Origin of the sequence: Kitasatospora sp. NBC_01287 (genome assembly GCF_026340565.1) — a bacterium.
Taxonomy (GTDB): Bacteria; Actinomycetota; Actinomycetes; order Streptomycetales; family Streptomycetaceae; genus Kitasatospora.
Genome location: NZ_JAPEPB010000002.1, coordinates 603,113 through 618,817, shown reverse-complemented (window position 1 = coordinate 618,817; position 15,705 = coordinate 603,113). Strand labels below are relative to the sequence as shown.

The window sequence follows — 15,705 nt, the reverse complement described above, 5'->3', positions numbered from 1 at the left end:
GGCGCCGCCGCGCGCGCAGAAAGGCCATACCCGTGTCGCTGACCCAGCTCACCCGACGGGCCCGAGGCGCCCGTCAGGGCCAACCGCCGACCGTGCGCACCGGCCGCGGGCTCGCCCGGCTCGGCCCGCTCCCGTGGATCGCCCCCGCCGTCGTGCTGATCCTGTTCGTGGTCCTGTGGCCCGTCTACGAGATGGTCCACACCTCGTTCCTGCGGATCAGCGCCAGCGGTTTCGTGCGCGGCACAGCCGGGTTCGCCAAGTACACCAAGCTCTTCCAGGAGCCGGACTTCGCCTCGGTGATGGTCTGGACGGTGATCTGGACCATCGCGGTCGTGGTCCTGACGATGCTGATATCGCTGGCTCTGGCACAGCTGTTCAACCAGAACTTCCCCGGCCGGCGGCTGACCCGCTGGGCGCTCATCGCGCCCTGGGCCGCCTCGGTCCTGATGACCTCCATCGGCTTCCGGTGGATGCTGGACCGCACCGCCGGCGTGCTGAACACCGTGATGGTCGACCTCCACCTGATCAACGGCCCCAAGGACTGGCTGGGCGACCCGGGCACGGCCAAGCCGTGGATGGTGGCGATCGCCGTCTTCGTCTCGCTGCCCTTCACCACCTACACGATCCTGGCCGGCCTGCAGACCGTCCCCGGCGAGGTCTACGAGGCCGCGAAGGTCGACGGCACCAGCACCTGGCAGACCTACCGGCTGATCACCCTGCCGCTGCTGCGCCCCTCGCTGCTGGTCGCGCTGGTGATCAACCTGATCAACGTCTTCAACTCCTTCCCGGTCATCTGGGGCACCACCAAGGGCGGCCCCGACAGCGCCACCGCCACCACGACGGTCTACGCCTACCAGTTGATGGACACCGACATCGGCGAGTCCGCCGCGATGTCGGTCGTCAACTTCGCCCTGATCGTGGTCATGGTCCTGGCCTTCCTCAAGGTCAGCCGCTGGAACGAGGAAAGCTGATGACTGACCAGGCACTCACCACCCCCGCACGCCGCCGCACCCTCCGCCCGCGGACCCTGGTCATCACCGCGGTGGCCTGGCTGCTGGCCGCCCTCTTCGTGCTGCCCTACCTGGAGATGGTGATCACGGCGCTGCGCCCGGCCGACGAGCTGCGCGACGCCACCTTCCTCCCCAAGCACTTCGCCTGGAACAACCTGGTCGACGTGTGGCGCCAGTCCACCCTGGGCACCAACCTGCGGGTGACCCTGGAGGTCGCCGGCGGCTCCACCCTGCTGGTGCTGGCGGTCGCGCTGCCGGCCGCCTACTACACCGCGCGGATGACCTTCCGGGGCCGCAAGCTCTTCATGCTGCTCGTGCTGGTCACCCAGATGTTCCAGCCGACCTCGCTGCTGGTCGGCCTCTACCGCGAGTTCTTCCAGCTCGACATGCTCAACTCGGTCTGGACGCTGATCATCTGCAACGCCGCCTTCAACCTGGCGTTCGCGATCTGGATCCTCACCGCCTACATCTCCTCGATCCCGGCGGAGCTGGAGGAGGCCGCCCTGATCGACGGCCTGAGCCGGTTCGGCGCGCTGCGCCGGGTCACCGTGCCGCTCGCGATGCCGGGCATCGTCACCGCGCTGATCTTCACCTTCATCTCCGCCTGGAACGAGTTCGTGATGGGCCTGCGGCTCACCACCGTGCCGTCCAGCCAGCCGCTGACCGTCGGTATCAACAACTTCATCGGCAACTACACGGTGCAGTGGAACTACCTGTTCGCGGGCTCCGTGGTGGCGATCCTGCCGGTGATCTTCCTCTTCGCCTTCATCGAGCGGCAGGTCGTCTCCGGCCTGACGGCGGGCTCCGTCAAGTAGCTCCGTTCTGGCCGTCGCGACCCGGTCGCGGAGAGTGACCGGGTCCCGTCTGCTCCCCGCCCGCCTGCTCCCCGCCCGGCCCCGCCCGCCCGCTCCCGCTCGGCCCTGCCGCGTCCGCGCTGTCCGCCGGGCCGGTGCGAGAGACGATGGAGGCCGGCGCGCGGAACGGGCGCGGACGACCGGCGGACCGGAGGGCGCGGGCAGCGCCCTCCGGTGCCCGCGGAAGGAGGGCCTGGGATGAGCGTGTCCGACGCGGCCGGTGCCCACGAGCCCGCCGAGCCCCCGGGAGCCCCTGGTGCCGCCGCTGGTGAGCGGCTCGGACGGGCCCGGGGCGGCCCGTCCGAGCCCGGCGGTCTGCTGGACGTGCTGGGCGTGGCGGCGGCCGTGCTGGACGCGCAGGGGCGGATCGTGCTCTGGAGCCCGCAGGCGCAGCAGCTCTTCGGCTGGAGCGCCGAGGAAGCGCTCGGCCGCTTCGCCGCCCCGCTGCTGGTCGCCGAGGAGCACGTCGACCTGATCCTGGCGGTCTTCGCCCGGGTGATGACCGAGGGCGGCACCTGGGCCGGCGTCTTCCCGGTCCGGCACAAGGACGGCAGCACCCGCCCGGTGGAGTTCCGCAACATGCGGCTGCAGGACCGGCACGGCGACTGGTTCGCCCTCGGCCTGGCCACCGACGAGGCCGTGCTGCGCGGGGTGGAGCGCGACCTGGCGCTCTCGGTGCGGCTGGTGGCCCAGTCCCCGATCGGGCTCGCGGTGCTGGACAGCGACCTGCGGTACGTGCTGGTCAACCCGGCGCTCGAACGCATCGACGCGCTGCCGGCCGACCAGCACCTGGGACGCACCGTCCGCGAGGCGCTGCCGTTCCTGGACGTCGAGGCCGTCGAGAGTGCGATGCGCCAGGTCCTGGCCAGCGGCACGGCACTGGTCGACCAGTTCACCGTGGGCCGCACCCGCGCCGCCCCCGAGGCCGAGCACGCCTGGCGGGCCTCGTACTTCCGCCTGGAGGATCCGGCGGGGCGGGTGATCGGCCTGGCGACCTCGGTGGTGGACGTCACCGACCAGCACCGGGCGGCCACCGAGGCGACGGCGGCCCGGCGCCGGCTGGCCCTGATCGCCCGCGCTTCGGTGCGGATCGGCACCACCCTCGACCTGGACCGGACGGCCCGGGAGCTGGCCGACTTCGTGGTGGCCGACCGCCCCGGCCTGGCCGACATCGCGGCGGTGGACGTGCTCGACTCGGTCCTCACCCGGCGCCAGGCCGCCGGCGCGCCCGCCGGCACGCCCGCCGAGGCGGCGCCCAGGACCTTCCGGGCGCTCGCGGTGGCGGCCTCCCACCCCGACGAGGAGGCGGTGCGGGCCGCCGACCCCACCGGCGAGATCGCCAGCTACGGCGCGGACCGGCTGGTCACCCGGTGCGTGACCGGCGGCCGCCCGGTCCTGGTGCCCCGGGTCCGGGCCGCCGACCTGCCGCACATCGCCCGCTCGCCGCAGGCCGCCGCCGTGCTCGCCCGGGCCGGCCTGCACTCCTACCTGGCCGTGCCGCTGATCGCCCGCGGCGAGGTGCTCGGCGCCCTGGACCTCAAGCGCACCCGCAACCCGCTGCCGTTCGACGAGGACGACGTGCTCCTGGCCGGCGAACTGGCCGCCCGCGCCGCCGTGGCCATCGACAACGCCCGCTGGTACCAGAGCCAGCGGCACGCCGCGCTGACCCTGCAGCGCCACCTGCTGCCGCACCAGCCGCCGCAGCCCGTGGGCCTCACGGTCGCCTACCGCTACCAGCCCGCGGCGGCGGCGGGCGAGGTCGGCGGCGACTGGTTCGACGTCATCCCGGCCTCCGGGGAGCGGACGGCGCTGGTCGTCGGCGACGTGATGGGCAGCGGCATCAACGCCGCCGCCACCATGGGCCAACTGCGCACCGCCACCCGCACCCTGGCCGGGCTCGACCTCGACCCCGCCGAGGTGCTGCACCACCTGGACCGGATCACCCAGGGCCTGGAGGAGACCATCGCCACCTGCGTGTACGCCGTCCTCGACCCGCACCGCGGCCGGCTGCGGATCGCGACGGCCGGGCACCTGCCACCGGTCCTGGTCGGCACCGGGCGCGCCCCGCTGCTGCTGGAGCTGCCCACCGGCGCGCCGCTGGGGGTCGGCGGCGTGCCGTTCGAGGCGACCACCCTGGGCCTGGCGCCCGAGGACCGGCTGGTGCTCTACACCGACGGTCTGGTGGAGACCCGCGACCAGGCCATCGACGAGCGGCTGCGGACCCTGCTGGACCTGCTCGCCGGCCCCCGGCTCGCGCTGGAGCCCACCTGCGACCGGCTGCTCACCGCGCTGCGCCACCCGGACGACCCCGACGACGTGGCGCTGCTGATCGCGCAGGTCGAGCCGGTGGGGCCGGTGGGGCCGGTGGGGCCGGTGGAGCCGCGTGAGTCGGGGGCGCCGGGGGCTCCGGGCGAGCCAGGGGAGTGAACGCGAACGACCGGGGTCCGGTCGAGGTGACTCGACCGGACCCCGGCCCCTGCTCGACGGTGGGCCCGAGCGGGTCTGACGGAGCGTCAGACGCGCTTCCGGCGGAGCGTCAGAAGCGCTGCGGCTCGTGGTGTGCCGCGGGCTCGGGCCGCCTCGGCGGCGGCGGGGCGCCGAAGAGGCGCCGGCGGCGCGGGTGGCGGGTGAACCGGTAGCCGGCCACCCCCGCCAGCGCGGCCAGGACGCCGCCGCCCATGGTCCAGAACCAGCGGGTGTTCCAGCCGGAGAACAGCTCGGAGTACCAGTGCGAGACCGCCTTGACCGGCGCGGCCGCCCGCAGGGTCCCCGCCGTCGGTGCGGTGCTCGCGCTCGGGGCGGGAGCCGTGGTCGGTGCCGCGGCCGAGCCCGGGGCGGTGGTGCTGCCCGGATTGACCGGCGGCACCAGCGGCGCCTTGAGGTCGCCGCCCTCCGGCTGGGCGTCGTCAGCGCCACCGGTGGCGCTGACGTGCACGGCCACCTGCGCGGCCAGACCGAGGTCCTGCTGCGGCACGTCGCTCACCGACAGCCGGAGGTAGTAGGTGCCCGGCAGCGGATCCCCGGACCACGGCTCGGCCCAGCCGCGGATCTGGCGCAGGGTGCAGCTCGCGGTGACCGAACCGGTGCTCTGGTCGGCGCTCGCGTTCTGCGGCCCCGCGGTGCAGGCCTGGCGGCGGCGCAGCCCGTCGAAGACCTCCAGCGACCAGGTCTGCGGTCCGTGCCGGTCGGTGGCCGCCGGGAGGGTGACGGTGACCTGCGCGGTCGCGGTCTGCCCGGCGGAGGCGGCGAAGGCCCAGTACAGGTAGTCGCCGGTGGAGGCGGTCACGGCGGCGTCCTGACCGGGCGCCAGCGTGGTCGCGGTCAGGAACGAGGTGCCCGAGGTGGTGGCCGGGGCGGTGCTGCCGGCCGGCGCCGGGGAGCCGGGGACGGAGCTCGACGGGGAGGGCGCGGCGGCTGCCGCCACCGGTGCGGCCGGTGTGGCCAACACGGTGAGCCCGAGCCCGAGCCCGAGGGCGAGCAGGCCGGCCTTGAGAGGTGCGCGCATCGTCAGTTCTCCTGCCAGACAGCGATCCGCCAGCGTGCCACCCAGCCGCTGACCAGGCCGGTCAGCAGGCCGGCCCCGGTCAGGACCAGCAGCAGGATCCAGCCGCGGCCCAGGCCCAGCGCCGGACCGGCGGGCGCGGGCGAGGCCGCCACCACGTCCACGGTCAGCTCCACCGGCAGACCGGGGTCGGTCTGCACGCCGGGCTGCGGGGCGAAGGAGTTGCTGACGATCAGGCAGACCTGCTGCACGCCGTCGGTGCCCGTGCCCGTGCCCGTGCCCGTGCCTGAGCCCGTGCCGGAGCCGGAGCCGGAGTCAGGTGAGGCGGAAGTGGAAGCGGTAGCGGTGGCGGAGCCCGTGGCCGACCAGCGCAGGCCGGTGGAGGCCACGTCGGTGCGCCCGCTGCCCGCGTCGGTGCCGCGGACCAGCTCCTGGCCGGTGCCGTCGGTGGCCTGGAGCAGCACGCCGTAGTCCGGTGCCACCGCGCGGTCGGGGGTCACGCTGACCGCGGCCCGCAACTCCTGGCCGGACTTGACCGCGACCCGGTAGACCCGGTGCTCGGAGAACTTCTCCCGGTCCGCGTAGACCCCGGGCGTCAGCTCCGGCGCGTTGGCGCAGCTGTCGGTCCCGGCCACCTGCGCGGGTGTCTGGCGGTACGTCTGGTCGGAGCGGGTGACCAACTGCTTGACCCGGTCGGTCAACTGCTGCTGGGTCCGCACGTCGGTGTAGGTGCCGCCGGTCGCGTTGGCGATGCAGAGCAACTGCTGGCGGACCTGGTCGTCGTGCGCCAGACCGAGCGTGTCGACCACCAGGTGCAGGCCCTGGGCGGCCAGTTCGCGGGCCACGTCGCACGGGTCGGGCGGGGCGCAGTCGTCCTCGCCGTCGGTGATCAGCACGATCCGGCGGGTGGCCTGGCCGGTGCCGAGGTCCTGCGCGGCGCCGCGCAGCGCCAGGCCGATCGGCGTCCAGCCGGTGGGCCGCAGGGTGGCCACGGCCGTCTTGGCCTCCACCTTGTTGGTGTTGCCGACCGGGAAGAGCACCTGGGTGTCCTTGCAGCCGTCGGTCTTGTCGCTCACCGGGTAGGTCGCGCCGAGCGTGCGGATGCCGAACTCGGCCTCCGGCGGCAGCGCGTCGATCACCTCGTCGATGGACTGCTGGGCGACTGAGATCCGGCTGCGGCCCTGGATGTCGGCGGTGCTCATGGAGCCGCTGACGTCCAGCACCAGGTCGACCTTGGGGGCCTCGGTGGTGGCGCCGCCGTCGCTGTTCGCCGTGCCGTCGCCGTTCGGGGCGGCCGGGGTGCTCGCGGTGCTCGGGGAGGCTGGGGTGCTCGGGGTGCTCGGGGAGGCGGCGCTCGGGGGAGTGGCGGCGGCGCTGGGCGTGGCGGCCTGGGCCGGCAGGCCGCACAGCAGCGAGGCCGCGGATATCGCCAGGGCAGCGAGGAAGCCCGCCGCCCTGATCGGTCGTCGTCGGTTGATCTTCACGGCGGCATCCTACGGACCGTCAGCTCGCCCCTTTGACCAGTGCCGTGCCCAGTGCCGTGCCCAGTGCCGTGCCCAGCGCCGTGCCCAGCGTTGTGCCGAAGCCGCAGGTGGGAGCGTAGCGTCCCGGCCCCCCGGCCGTGGCACCCGGGGCCCGCCAGGCAGAGCCGGGGACCGGGTGGGGCCGCGGTGTCGGCAGCCGCTGGTACGTTCGCCCGGTGACCGGACGGAGCGGGGAGCACCGATGGCAGAGGTGGCACTGCGGCTGATCGACGACGCCGACGCGGACGAGCTGTTCGACCAGATGCGCGATCCGGAGGCGGCCCGGATGGCGGCCTTCACCGCCGAGGACCCCGACGACCGCGAGGCGTTCGACCGCTGGCTGTCCAAGGTGCGGGCCGCTCCCGACGTCACCATGCGCGCGGTGACACGCGGCGGGCGGCTCGTCGGCAGCATCGCCGCCTTCGTCAGCGAGGGCGACACCGAGATCACCTACTGGATCGACCGCTCGGCCTGGGGGCAGGGGGTGGCCGGCCGGGCCCTGGCCCTGCTGCTCGACATCGTGCCGCTCCGGCCGCTGCACGCCCGCGCGGCCAGTGACAACCTCGGATCGCTCCGGGTGCTGCGCCGGGCGGGCTTCACGGTCATCGGGACCGAGATCTCCCACGCGCCCGCGCGGCACGCCGAGATCGAGGAGACGATCCTGCGGCTCCCGTGACCGCTCCCGTAACCGCTCCCGTAATTGCTTCGCCCGGCCGCCATCCGAGCCCTACCCTCCCAGCCATGACGACACACGAGAGCGCTCCCGGCGCCGAGACCTCCTTCGACAGCGCCGAGGTGCTGATCCGGCCGGAGACCGCCGACGACCGCCACGCCGTGCACCAGCTCCACGCACGCGCCTACGGCGATCCCGAGCGGGTGCCGGGCCTGGTGGCGGCCCTGCGGGCGGCCACTGCCGTGCGGGCGCCGATCGGCTTCGTCGCCACCCTGCGGGAGCGGGTCGTCGGCCACGTCATGCTGAGCGCCACGCGGTTGGACGCGCCGCGCCGGATCGTGGACGTCCTCTCCCTGTCGCCGCTGGGGGTGCTCCCCGAGTACCAGGGGCAGGGCATCGGCACCCGGCTCGTCGGGCACGCCCTCGCGGCGGCCGAGCAGGCGGGGGAGCCGCTGGTCTTCCTGGAGGGCTCGCCCCGCTACTACGGCTCGCGCGGCTTCGAGCCGGCCGGACCGCTGGGCTTCCGCTCACCGTCGCTGCGCATCCCGGAGGCCGCCTTCCAGGTCGCCCGGCTCTCCGCCCACGAGCCGTGGATGACGGGCACGTTCGTCTACTCGGAGCCGTTCTGGGCCTTCGACTGCGTCGGGCTGCGCGACCCGCAGGCCTGAGGGTCGCCCGCCGGCGTGCTCCCAACCCACGTGGTCCCGTGCCAGGGGCGTCCGTGGGTCGGGGGCCCAGCCGCTCCTCAGCCGCCGTAGCGCCGCTGCCTCGCGGCGAAGCTGCGGACGGCACGCAGGAAGTCGATCTCGCGGAACGCGGGCCAGTAGGCCTCGCAGAAGTACAGCTCCGAGTAGGCGCTCTGCCAGAGCAGGAAGTTCGACAGCCGCTGTTCGCCGCTGGTGCGGATGACCAGGTCGGGGTCGGGCTGGCCGGCGGTGTACAGGTGCGGTGCGATGTCGTCGACGGTCAGGGTGTCGGCGACGTCGGTCAGTGATTCGCCGGCTTCGGCCCGCACGTGCATCAGCTCGCGCAGGGCGTCGATGACCTCCTGCCGGCCGCCGTAGCCGACGGCCAGGGTGACGTGGGCCCCGGTGGCGCAGGTGCGGGTGGCCTCGACCGCCTCCTTGAGCGCGTGGGCCGTGCTGTCGGGCAGGGCGTCGAGCATGCCGGCGAGGTGGACCTGCCAGCGGGCGTCCGGCCTGGTGAGCCGGTCGGTGACGACCTGTTCGATCACCTCCATCAGGAAGGCGACCTCGGCGTCGCCGCGGCGCTGCAGGTTCTCGGTCGAGCAGACGAAGACGGTGATGTGCTTGATTCCCAGGGCTTCGCACCAGGAGAGCACCTCCTCGACGTGCTCGGCGCCCACCTTGTGGCCGAGGCTGGGGTTGGCCATGCCCATCTGCCGGGCCCAGCGGCGGTTGCCGTCCATGATCAGCCCGACGTGCCTGGGCAGCGGGCCTGCCGTGACCTGGCGGCGAAGGCGGCGGGTGTAGAGGGTGCGGAGGAAATCAGGCATGAGGTCCGTCCAGGTGGTGAGCCGCCGTCAGGTCGCGCAGGTCGCGCAGGGTGCCCGCGCACAGGGCCGTCAGCAGCAGCAGGCCCACGCCGACGGTGGCGGCGAGTAGATGGAAGCCGCCGCCCGCCACGGAGACGCCGAGGATGGTCGCGCCCCCGGTCGCGCTGGCGGCGGCCAGCGTCCGGACACCGAGGCGGAGCCGTCCGGCGTGCGGCGGCACGACCGCCTCCGCGCCGACGCCGGTGAAGATCCGCGGGATCTGGATCGCGCCCAGCCCCAGGGCGATCCACCAGCCGACGACCACGGCGGTCCGCAGGGTGGGCGGCGAGGCCGCCGGGTCGAGGCCGCTGTGCACGACGACCACCATGCTCGTGCCGAGCACTGTCGGGGCGGCGAGGCGCCGAACCGCCCAGCGCAGCAGCGTGATCGCGGCGCCCAGGCTGGGCCGGGGCCTGGGGGCGACCAGTGCGATCCCGAGCAGCAGCAGGGTGGTGCAGCCGTGCATGATGTCCCCGCGGACGCCGTCGGCGGGCAGTGGGCCGCCCTGCTCGGCCACCAGATGACTCAAGAACCAGGCGGCGAGCGCGACCGTGATGCCCATGGTCGCCACCCGCCGCTGCCGCTGGGCCGGCGAGTCGGCGGGCCAGACCGCCGGGTGCAGCCACATGTCGGCGATGCCCGCGATCAGGTTGGGCCACGACTTCCAGCCCGCGCCCTGGGCCTCCTCCTCCACCATGGCGCCCCAGCGCTCGCGGAAGGCATCCGGATAGAGCCTGACCAGGCTCCTGGCGACGACGCTCACGCCGGGTTCACCCCCAGGCTGCGCAGCCCCGCGTTCGCCACCCGCGCCATCGTTCGCAGTTCACGTTCGAGCACCTCGCGGCCCACCGGCGTCAGCCGCACCGGCCGCTGGCGTCCCTGTCCGTCGAGCGGCTCGATCAACTGCTTCGACTCCAGCCTGGCCAGTGCCCCGTACAGGCTGCCGGGCCCCAGCCGCTCCCCGGTCAGCTCCTCGATCGCCGCGTTGATGGCGTAGCCGTGCAGCGGTCCGTCGGCCAGTGCGCAGAGCACCAGCGTCTGGGCATCGTTGGCTTGCATGCCGCTCCTCTCGTTCTGAAGCCGCACCCTACTACGCGTCATGAAGTACGCGCCACGAAGTACGTGGCGTGTACCATCGCCTGTCGTGCGAGAGAATGTGACGCACCCTCATGTCGACGCACCGCCGGTCGGGCGCACCGCCGATCGGGCGCGCGGCGCGGCCGGCCGCAGCCGCGGTGCTGCGGACCTCTCGGGCCGGCCCGGCCCGCCGCTCCTGGCCGTCGGGATCGGACAGCTCCTGGCCGAGGTCCCGGTCAGGCCTTCCGCTTGCGCCGGCGGAACACGTCGAGGAGCGAGGCGACCTTCCCGGCGCGGTCGAAGAGCGCCAGCGCGGGTTCGCGCTCGCCTTCGAGGTTGGCGAGCATCTCCAGGCCCAGGTAGAGGGCCACGATCGCGTGGGCGAGCTCCTCGGGCGGCAGCAGCCGCGCCGCCGGGGAGCCCGCCAGCGCGTCGCGGACGCTGTCGGCGGCGAAGGCGCGCCAGGGGCGGATCCGGGCGGCCACTTCAGGCCGCAGCTCGGGGGTGAACTGGGCGGCGGCGATCATCTCGACCAGCACGGTGACATGGCCTTGGTCCAGGTCCTCCTCGAAGACCGCCCGCGCCGCCCGCACCAGGTCGCCCAGGCTCCCCGACTCCTCGACCATCGCCCGGTAGCGCTCGTCGCGGGCCGCGCTGACCTGGTCCAGCGCGGCCAGCTGCAGCTTGGCCACCGAGCCGAAGTGGTAGAAGATCAGCGCTTGGTTGCAGCCCGCCCGCGCGGCGATCTCCCGCGCGCTGGCCCCGGCGAAGCCGTTCTCCCGCAGGGCCTCGACCGCGCCCCGCACCAGCGCCGCGCGGGTCTGGACCGAACTCCGGTTGCCCGATGCCCCGAGGGAGCGCTTGCCTCCGGCGCCGGCCATACCGTCTCCACCCTGTTGAGCCATCGGATTGAGCAACCGCTCGAACAGTAGGGACCGCTGGGCCCACTGGCAAGCGAGCGCGGGGCGAGGCGGGTGGACCGGGGCGCGGGCGGCCGAGTGCTGGGGTTCCGTCAGCGTGGTGCATGGGTTCCGTCAAATGACGCTCGGTCGGCTACGCGCCGCGGCCCGGGCGGCGTAGCGTTCGGCTGCGGTCGGGCATCGCAGTTCATGTGTGCGTCAACTTGTCCTGGATTCATCGTAGTTGACAGGAGATCGCTGTGCAGGGCACGCGTCTGTGCGTACCACCGTCCATGCCTTCCGCGGCTGCGGCGGCCGCCGAGGCCGCGGCACTGGTGCGCCAACTCGCCGCCGAGGGTGAGCTGTCGGCCGAGGCGGCGGAGCGGCGGGTCAAGGAGATCGCGGCGGAGCTGGCCGTTCGGGGCACCTATCGCCAGCACACCCGGGAGCTGCTCCTGGGCACCCGGATCGCCTGGCGGAACAACCCCCAGTGCATCGGCAAGTTCTACTGGAAGGGGCTGGAGATCCGTGACTGCCGCGAGGTCGGGGGCGTCGGCGGCGACGAGCGGGCCCTGTTCGAGGCCCTGGTGGAGCATCTGCGGCTGGCCTGGAACGGCGGCAAGGTCCGGTTGCTGCTGAGCGTCTTCGCACCGAGCCGGCCCGACCGGCCAGGGCCCCGGGTCTGGAACGGCCAGCTGATCCGCTACGCCGGCTACCGCCGTGGCGACGGCTCCGTGCTGGGTGACCCCGGGACGGTGGCGCTCACCGAGGCGGTGCGGCGGCTGGGTTGGCGCGGCCGGGGCACCGAGTACGACGTGCTGCCGCTGGTCGTCCAGTGGCCCGGGCGTGGGCCCAGGTGGTTCGACCTGCCGCCGGACGCCGTCCCCGAGGTGCCGATCAGCCACCCCGAGCACCCCTGGTTCGAGGGATTGGGCCTGCGCTGGCACGCCTTTCCCACGATCTCCGACCAGGTGCTGGAACTGGGTGGCCTGCGCTACCCCCTGGCGCCGTTCAGCGCCTGGTACACCTGTACGGAGATCGGCGCCCGCAACCTCTCCGACACCAACCGCTACGACAAACTACCCGCCGTCGCCCGGGGGATGGGCCTGGACACCAGCCGGGACCGCACCCTGTGGCGCGATCGCGCGCTGCTGGAGCTCACCGCGGCGGTGCTGCACTCCTACGACCGGGCCGGGGTCTCCATCATCGACCACCACTTCGCCACCAAGCAGTTCGTCCGGCACGAGGAGCGCGAGCGCAAGAGCGGTCGCGGCTGCCCGGCCGACTGGTCCGCCATCGTGCCGGCCACCAGCGGCTCGACCACGCCGGTCTGGCAGCGCCGCTACGAGCCGACCAGGGCGCTGCCCAACTTCTCGCCGCATTCGGCGCCGTGGCCGCCCGACGGTGCGTGGCCGCCCGATGGTGCGTGATGGTCCGACGGTTCGTGGTGGTCCGACCGTTCGTGGTGGTCCGACGGTTCGCGGTGGTCCCGGCCGTTCAGTTCGTGGCCGGCCGGGCCGCCAACTGCCCCGCCTGGCCCTCGATTCGCACCAGCTCCCAGTCACGCGGGCGGGCCAGGCCCCGCGGGTCCGTGTCGCGGATCCGCAGCCGGTCCCCGGCGCCGCTCAGCTCGGGCCGCAGCTGGGCCCCGATCCGTTGCGGCAGTGTGGAGCTGACGATCTCCCACCGGTCCGCGCGCACCCTGCCGATCGACACCTCGCAGTCCAGCAGCGCCACCGCCGCCGCGTGGTCGGCGCAGCCGCGGACCTGCTCCACGAGCGGGACCCGGGGCGCGGGCAGCGGCACGGACCGGTCCCGCGCGTAGCAGAACCAGGAGCCGGCCCGGACCAGCACGCCCGCGCACCCGGCTGCCGGATCGGTGAGCAGGGCCGCCGCAGAGCTCCGCGGCGAGCGCTCGACGGGTTCCCAGTGCTCCAGGTAGGGCTCGTGCAGGCCCTTCTCGACCAGGACGCCGCCCTCCCGGCGCAGGGTGCCCGCGTCGGGCAGCGGGGCGGACGGGTGCAGGTCGATCCGGCGGACCCAGCTGAACGTGTCGCCCCGCTGCTCCAGGGTGCCGGCGAACGCCTTCTGCCCGCACAACGCGAGTAGCCGAGGCCGGTCCAGGTCCGCCAGACAGGCCCGCCCGACCAGCGCGTCGAGCCCCTGAGGCCGGCGCAGGTCCCCGAAGAGCGCCGGTCCCTGCACCCAGGTGACGGCGGTGACGCGATCCGTCGAACCGTCCGCCTCCCGGACGAGGGTGCGCCGCCAGACGCCGGGCAGCTCCGCGAGCACGGGGTGGGACGGCGACATCGCTACTCCTCGGCGCGGGTCCTGACGGAGGACGGGACGCGAGCACCCCGACCGGTCGGAGGGCCGGCCGGGAGGTGACCCGGGAGAGGACACTGTGCCACAACGGCCCGCGTCACCTCCTGGCCGCCAGGAACTGGGTGACCAGCGCGCCGTTGCCGTTCATGGTCTCCGTCGAGACCTCGCGGGTGGCCACGAGGTCGAACCCGGTGAGCAACTCGCGCAGCCACTCCGGTGCGTGGTGGCGGCAGACCGCGCCGTCCCCGGTCTCGAAGACGCCGTAGGTGCCGTACTCCGGGGCGAACCGCTGGTAGCGGGCGTGGTTCCGGTCGTCGGGCTGCAGGCACATGTCGCCGAGGTAGAGCAGCCCGCCGGGGCGCAGCACCCGGCGCAGCTCGGCGATCAGTTCCCGCTGCCCTTCGTCGGTGGGGATGCAGGTCAGAAGGTTGGTCGTGCCGGAGATCATGCCAGCCCGCTGCCAGGTGGTCGGGGCGCGGTCGTCAGGTGCGGTCGGCGTTCGAGGCCGCCGGGCAGTGGTGCGCGTCGGCGTCGGCGCCGCGGTTGTGTCGCGTCACTCCTCCCAGACCGGTACGGAAGGCAGGCCCAGCTCGGCCCGGGCCCGGTCCGTCGCGCTCAGGCCCGGGGCGCGCCGGGGGTGGAGACCTGGTGGGTCATGCGTGCCTCCCGTCCGGTGGTCGGCGTGATCTGACATCTAGTCAATTAGATTCCAGGATGACCAGCTTGACGACGGAGCGCGATCCGGTCAACCACGTTAGATGGACCGTCCCGCGACGCGATCCGCACCGCTGGTGCAGTAGATTGAGCGGACCCGAACATCCCGTGGCTGGAGGAATGAGGCAGGTAGATGGGTGAGATCACCCCCGCTGGTCGCGGGTCGATAGCCGACCGCCTGGACCGGCTCATCTCGACCAGCCACCCCCCAGGACGCGGCGCCTACGGGTACGACGAGATCGCCAAGCTGAGCCGTGAGTTCGCGGCGGTCCACGGCGGCCCCACGATCAGCCATCAGAGCGTGCTCAACATCCGCTCCGGCAAGGTGGTCAACCCCAGCGTCAACAGCCTCCAGGCGCTGGCCAACGTCTTCCAGGTCGACATCACCTACTTCCTGGCGCCGGAATCCGCCGGGATCTCAGCCGGGGCCTCCGCAGGGACCCCCGCCGGGATCTCAGCCGGAACTCCCGCCGCGTTACCCGCCGCACCGCCGCCACCTGCGGTCTCGGCCGGCGTTCTCGCGGCCCGCCTGAACGAGCTCTTCGAGGCCGCCCGCCCGAAGGGGCGCCCCCCGCTGGGCAACGAGGAGGTGGCCGAGGCCGTCACGGCCGCCGGCGCCCGGATCAGCGCGGCGGAGATCGCCGCGCTGCGCGCGGGGCGGCCCACCGCCGAGGCCGACGCGGCGCTGCGGACGGGGGAGTGGGACAACCCGGCCCGCCGGCAACTCCAGTGCCTCGCGGACTACTTCCGGGTGCCGGGCGCCTACTTCTTCGACGACGCCGTCGCGGCCCGGGTGGCCGACGACCTGGCTCTGCTCAACGCGCTCAAGCAGGTCGGCGCCCGCGAGGTCGCGCTGCGCGCGGTGGCGGCGCTCGACGACGAGGCGCTCAGCGCGCTGGTACCGATGATCGAGCACCTGGGCCGGGGGAGCAAGCGGCACCGGATGTGAGTGGCCCGAGTGGCCTGGGAACGGGGGTCTTTCATGGAATTCGTCGGTTGGCAGTGGCCTGTCGCCGAACTGAGAGGCGCGGAGATGGACGACAGAGAGCTTCGACGGTACTGCGCCGAGAAGGTCGGCCAGGTCGGCGTCCCGACCCCGTTCAGCGTGAACGCCCTGTGCGACCGGCTGGAGGAGGACCGCGGACGGCAGATCTCACTGGTCCCGATGGCGCTGCCGGTCCGCCAGGGCAGCCCGTGCGGTCTGTGGGTGGCCACCGATGACACCGATTACATCCTCTTCCAGCAGGGCACCAGCCGCGCTCACCAGGAGCACATCGTGCTGCACGAGATCGGCCACCTGCTGCTCGGGCACAACGCCTCGCCCACCCACCAGGACGAGGTCGCCCGGCTGCTGATGCCCACCCTGGACCCGGCCTTCGTGCGCAGCGTGCTGGGCCGCACCGCCTACAACAGCGAGGAGGAGCGGGCCGCCGAGCTGGTCGCCTCGCTGCTGCCGCTGGAGGCGGGCCGCGCCCGGGCCCGCGGACCGCGCCCCGACGTCCCGCCCGGGGTCGCCAACCTCGTCCACCACCTGGAGCGTTCGCTGCAGCGCAACGCTCGGAGGATCTGACGC

General features: G+C 73.6%; 16 protein-coding genes. 8 read left to right on the top strand and 8 right to left on the bottom strand.

The annotated features are described in order from the left end of the window. Positions 1-92 precede the first annotated feature (92 nt). The 3 genes from OG455_RS39750 to OG455_RS39740 all read left to right on the top strand — a co-directional run bounded on the left by OG455_RS39750 (position 93) and on the right by OG455_RS39740 (position 4,291). Entirely contained in the window at positions 93-971 is an 879-nt protein-coding gene (locus OG455_RS39750) for a carbohydrate ABC transporter permease (protein WP_266301845.1), read from the top strand. Beyond that, entirely contained in the window at positions 971-1,825 is an 855-nt protein-coding gene (locus tag OG455_RS39745) for a carbohydrate ABC transporter permease (RefSeq protein ID WP_266301638.1), read from the top strand. The genes OG455_RS39750 and OG455_RS39745 overlap by 1 nt, the downstream gene beginning before the upstream one ends. Before the next feature lie 237 nt (positions 1,826-2,062). After that, complete coding sequence (locus tag OG455_RS39740; RefSeq protein WP_266301637.1) at positions 2,063-4,291, top strand: SpoIIE family protein phosphatase; 2,229 nt, start codon at positions 2,063-2,065, stop codon at positions 4,289-4,291. Between the two features lie 109 nt (positions 4,292-4,400). On the opposite strand, the gene OG455_RS39735 is transcribed toward OG455_RS39740, so the two are convergent. Then, positions 4,401-5,369 (bottom strand): peptidase, encoded by a 969-nt coding sequence (locus OG455_RS39735; RefSeq protein WP_266301636.1) that lies wholly within the window; start codon positions 5,367-5,369, stop codon positions 4,401-4,403. 2 nt (positions 5,370-5,371) lie between these two features. Further along, positions 5,372-6,850 carry a VWA domain-containing protein gene (locus OG455_RS39730; protein WP_266301635.1) on the bottom strand — a complete coding sequence of 493 codons (1,479 nt, stop codon included), beginning with the start codon at positions 6,848-6,850 and terminating at the stop codon, positions 5,372-5,374. Between the two features lie 241 nt (positions 6,851-7,091). Between OG455_RS39730 and OG455_RS39725 the strand changes: the two genes are divergently transcribed. Next, the gene (locus tag OG455_RS39725) at positions 7,092-7,565 is read left to right on the top strand and encodes a GNAT family N-acetyltransferase (RefSeq protein WP_266301634.1); all 474 of its coding nucleotides are present in this window, start codon (positions 7,092-7,094) and stop codon (positions 7,563-7,565) included. A 65-nt stretch (positions 7,566-7,630) separates the two neighbouring features. Continuing rightward, positions 7,631-8,230 (top strand): N-acetyltransferase, encoded by a 600-nt coding sequence (locus OG455_RS39720; protein WP_323185677.1) that lies wholly within the window; start codon positions 7,631-7,633, stop codon positions 8,228-8,230. A 77-nt stretch (positions 8,231-8,307) separates the two neighbouring features. Here OG455_RS39720 and uppS read toward each other — a convergent pair whose 3' ends face one another. From uppS to OG455_RS39700, 4 genes are all read right to left on the bottom strand, one after another. After that, entirely contained in the window at positions 8,308-9,078 is a 771-nt protein-coding gene (gene uppS, locus OG455_RS39715; protein WP_266301633.1) for a polyprenyl diphosphate synthase, read from the bottom strand. Continuing rightward, entirely contained in the window at positions 9,071-9,880 is an 810-nt protein-coding gene (locus OG455_RS39710) for a hypothetical protein (protein WP_266301632.1), read from the bottom strand. The genes uppS and OG455_RS39710 overlap by 8 nt, the downstream gene beginning before the upstream one ends. Next, positions 9,877-10,176 carry a PadR family transcriptional regulator gene (locus tag OG455_RS39705; RefSeq protein ID WP_266301631.1) on the bottom strand — a complete coding sequence of 100 codons (300 nt, stop codon included), beginning with the start codon at positions 10,174-10,176 and terminating at the stop codon, positions 9,877-9,879. Before OG455_RS39705 ends, OG455_RS39710 begins: the two co-directional genes overlap by 4 nt. Positions 10,177-10,430: 254 nt before the next feature. Further along, the gene (locus OG455_RS39700) at positions 10,431-11,075 is read right to left on the bottom strand and encodes a TetR/AcrR family transcriptional regulator (protein WP_266301630.1); all 645 of its coding nucleotides are present in this window, start codon (positions 11,073-11,075) and stop codon (positions 10,431-10,433) included. 311 nt (positions 11,076-11,386) lie between these two features. Here OG455_RS39700 and OG455_RS39695 point away from each other — a divergent pair, with 311 nt between their 5' ends. Then, entirely contained in the window at positions 11,387-12,523 is a 1,137-nt protein-coding gene (locus OG455_RS39695; RefSeq protein WP_266301629.1) for a nitric oxide synthase oxygenase, read from the top strand. Between the two features lie 67 nt (positions 12,524-12,590). Here OG455_RS39695 and OG455_RS39690 read toward each other — a convergent pair whose 3' ends face one another. After that, complete coding sequence (locus OG455_RS39690) at positions 12,591-13,403, bottom strand: hypothetical protein (RefSeq protein WP_266301628.1); 813 nt, start codon at positions 13,401-13,403, stop codon at positions 12,591-12,593. A gap of 112 nt (positions 13,404-13,515) precedes the next feature. Further along, positions 13,516-13,866, bottom strand: a complete 351-nt coding sequence (locus OG455_RS39685; RefSeq protein ID WP_266301627.1) for a hypothetical protein — start codon at positions 13,864-13,866, stop codon at positions 13,516-13,518. Between the two features lie 399 nt (positions 13,867-14,265). Here OG455_RS39685 and OG455_RS39680 point away from each other — a divergent pair, with 399 nt between their 5' ends. Together OG455_RS39680 and OG455_RS39675 are read left to right on the top strand one after the other, a co-directional pair. Next, positions 14,266-15,081, top strand: a complete 816-nt coding sequence (locus OG455_RS39680; protein ID WP_266301626.1) for a hypothetical protein — start codon at positions 14,266-14,268, stop codon at positions 15,079-15,081. 84 nt (positions 15,082-15,165) lie between these two features. Then, entirely contained in the window at positions 15,166-15,702 is a 537-nt protein-coding gene (locus OG455_RS39675) for a hypothetical protein (protein WP_266301625.1), read from the top strand. The last annotated feature ends 3 nt before the right edge of the window (positions 15,703-15,705 follow it).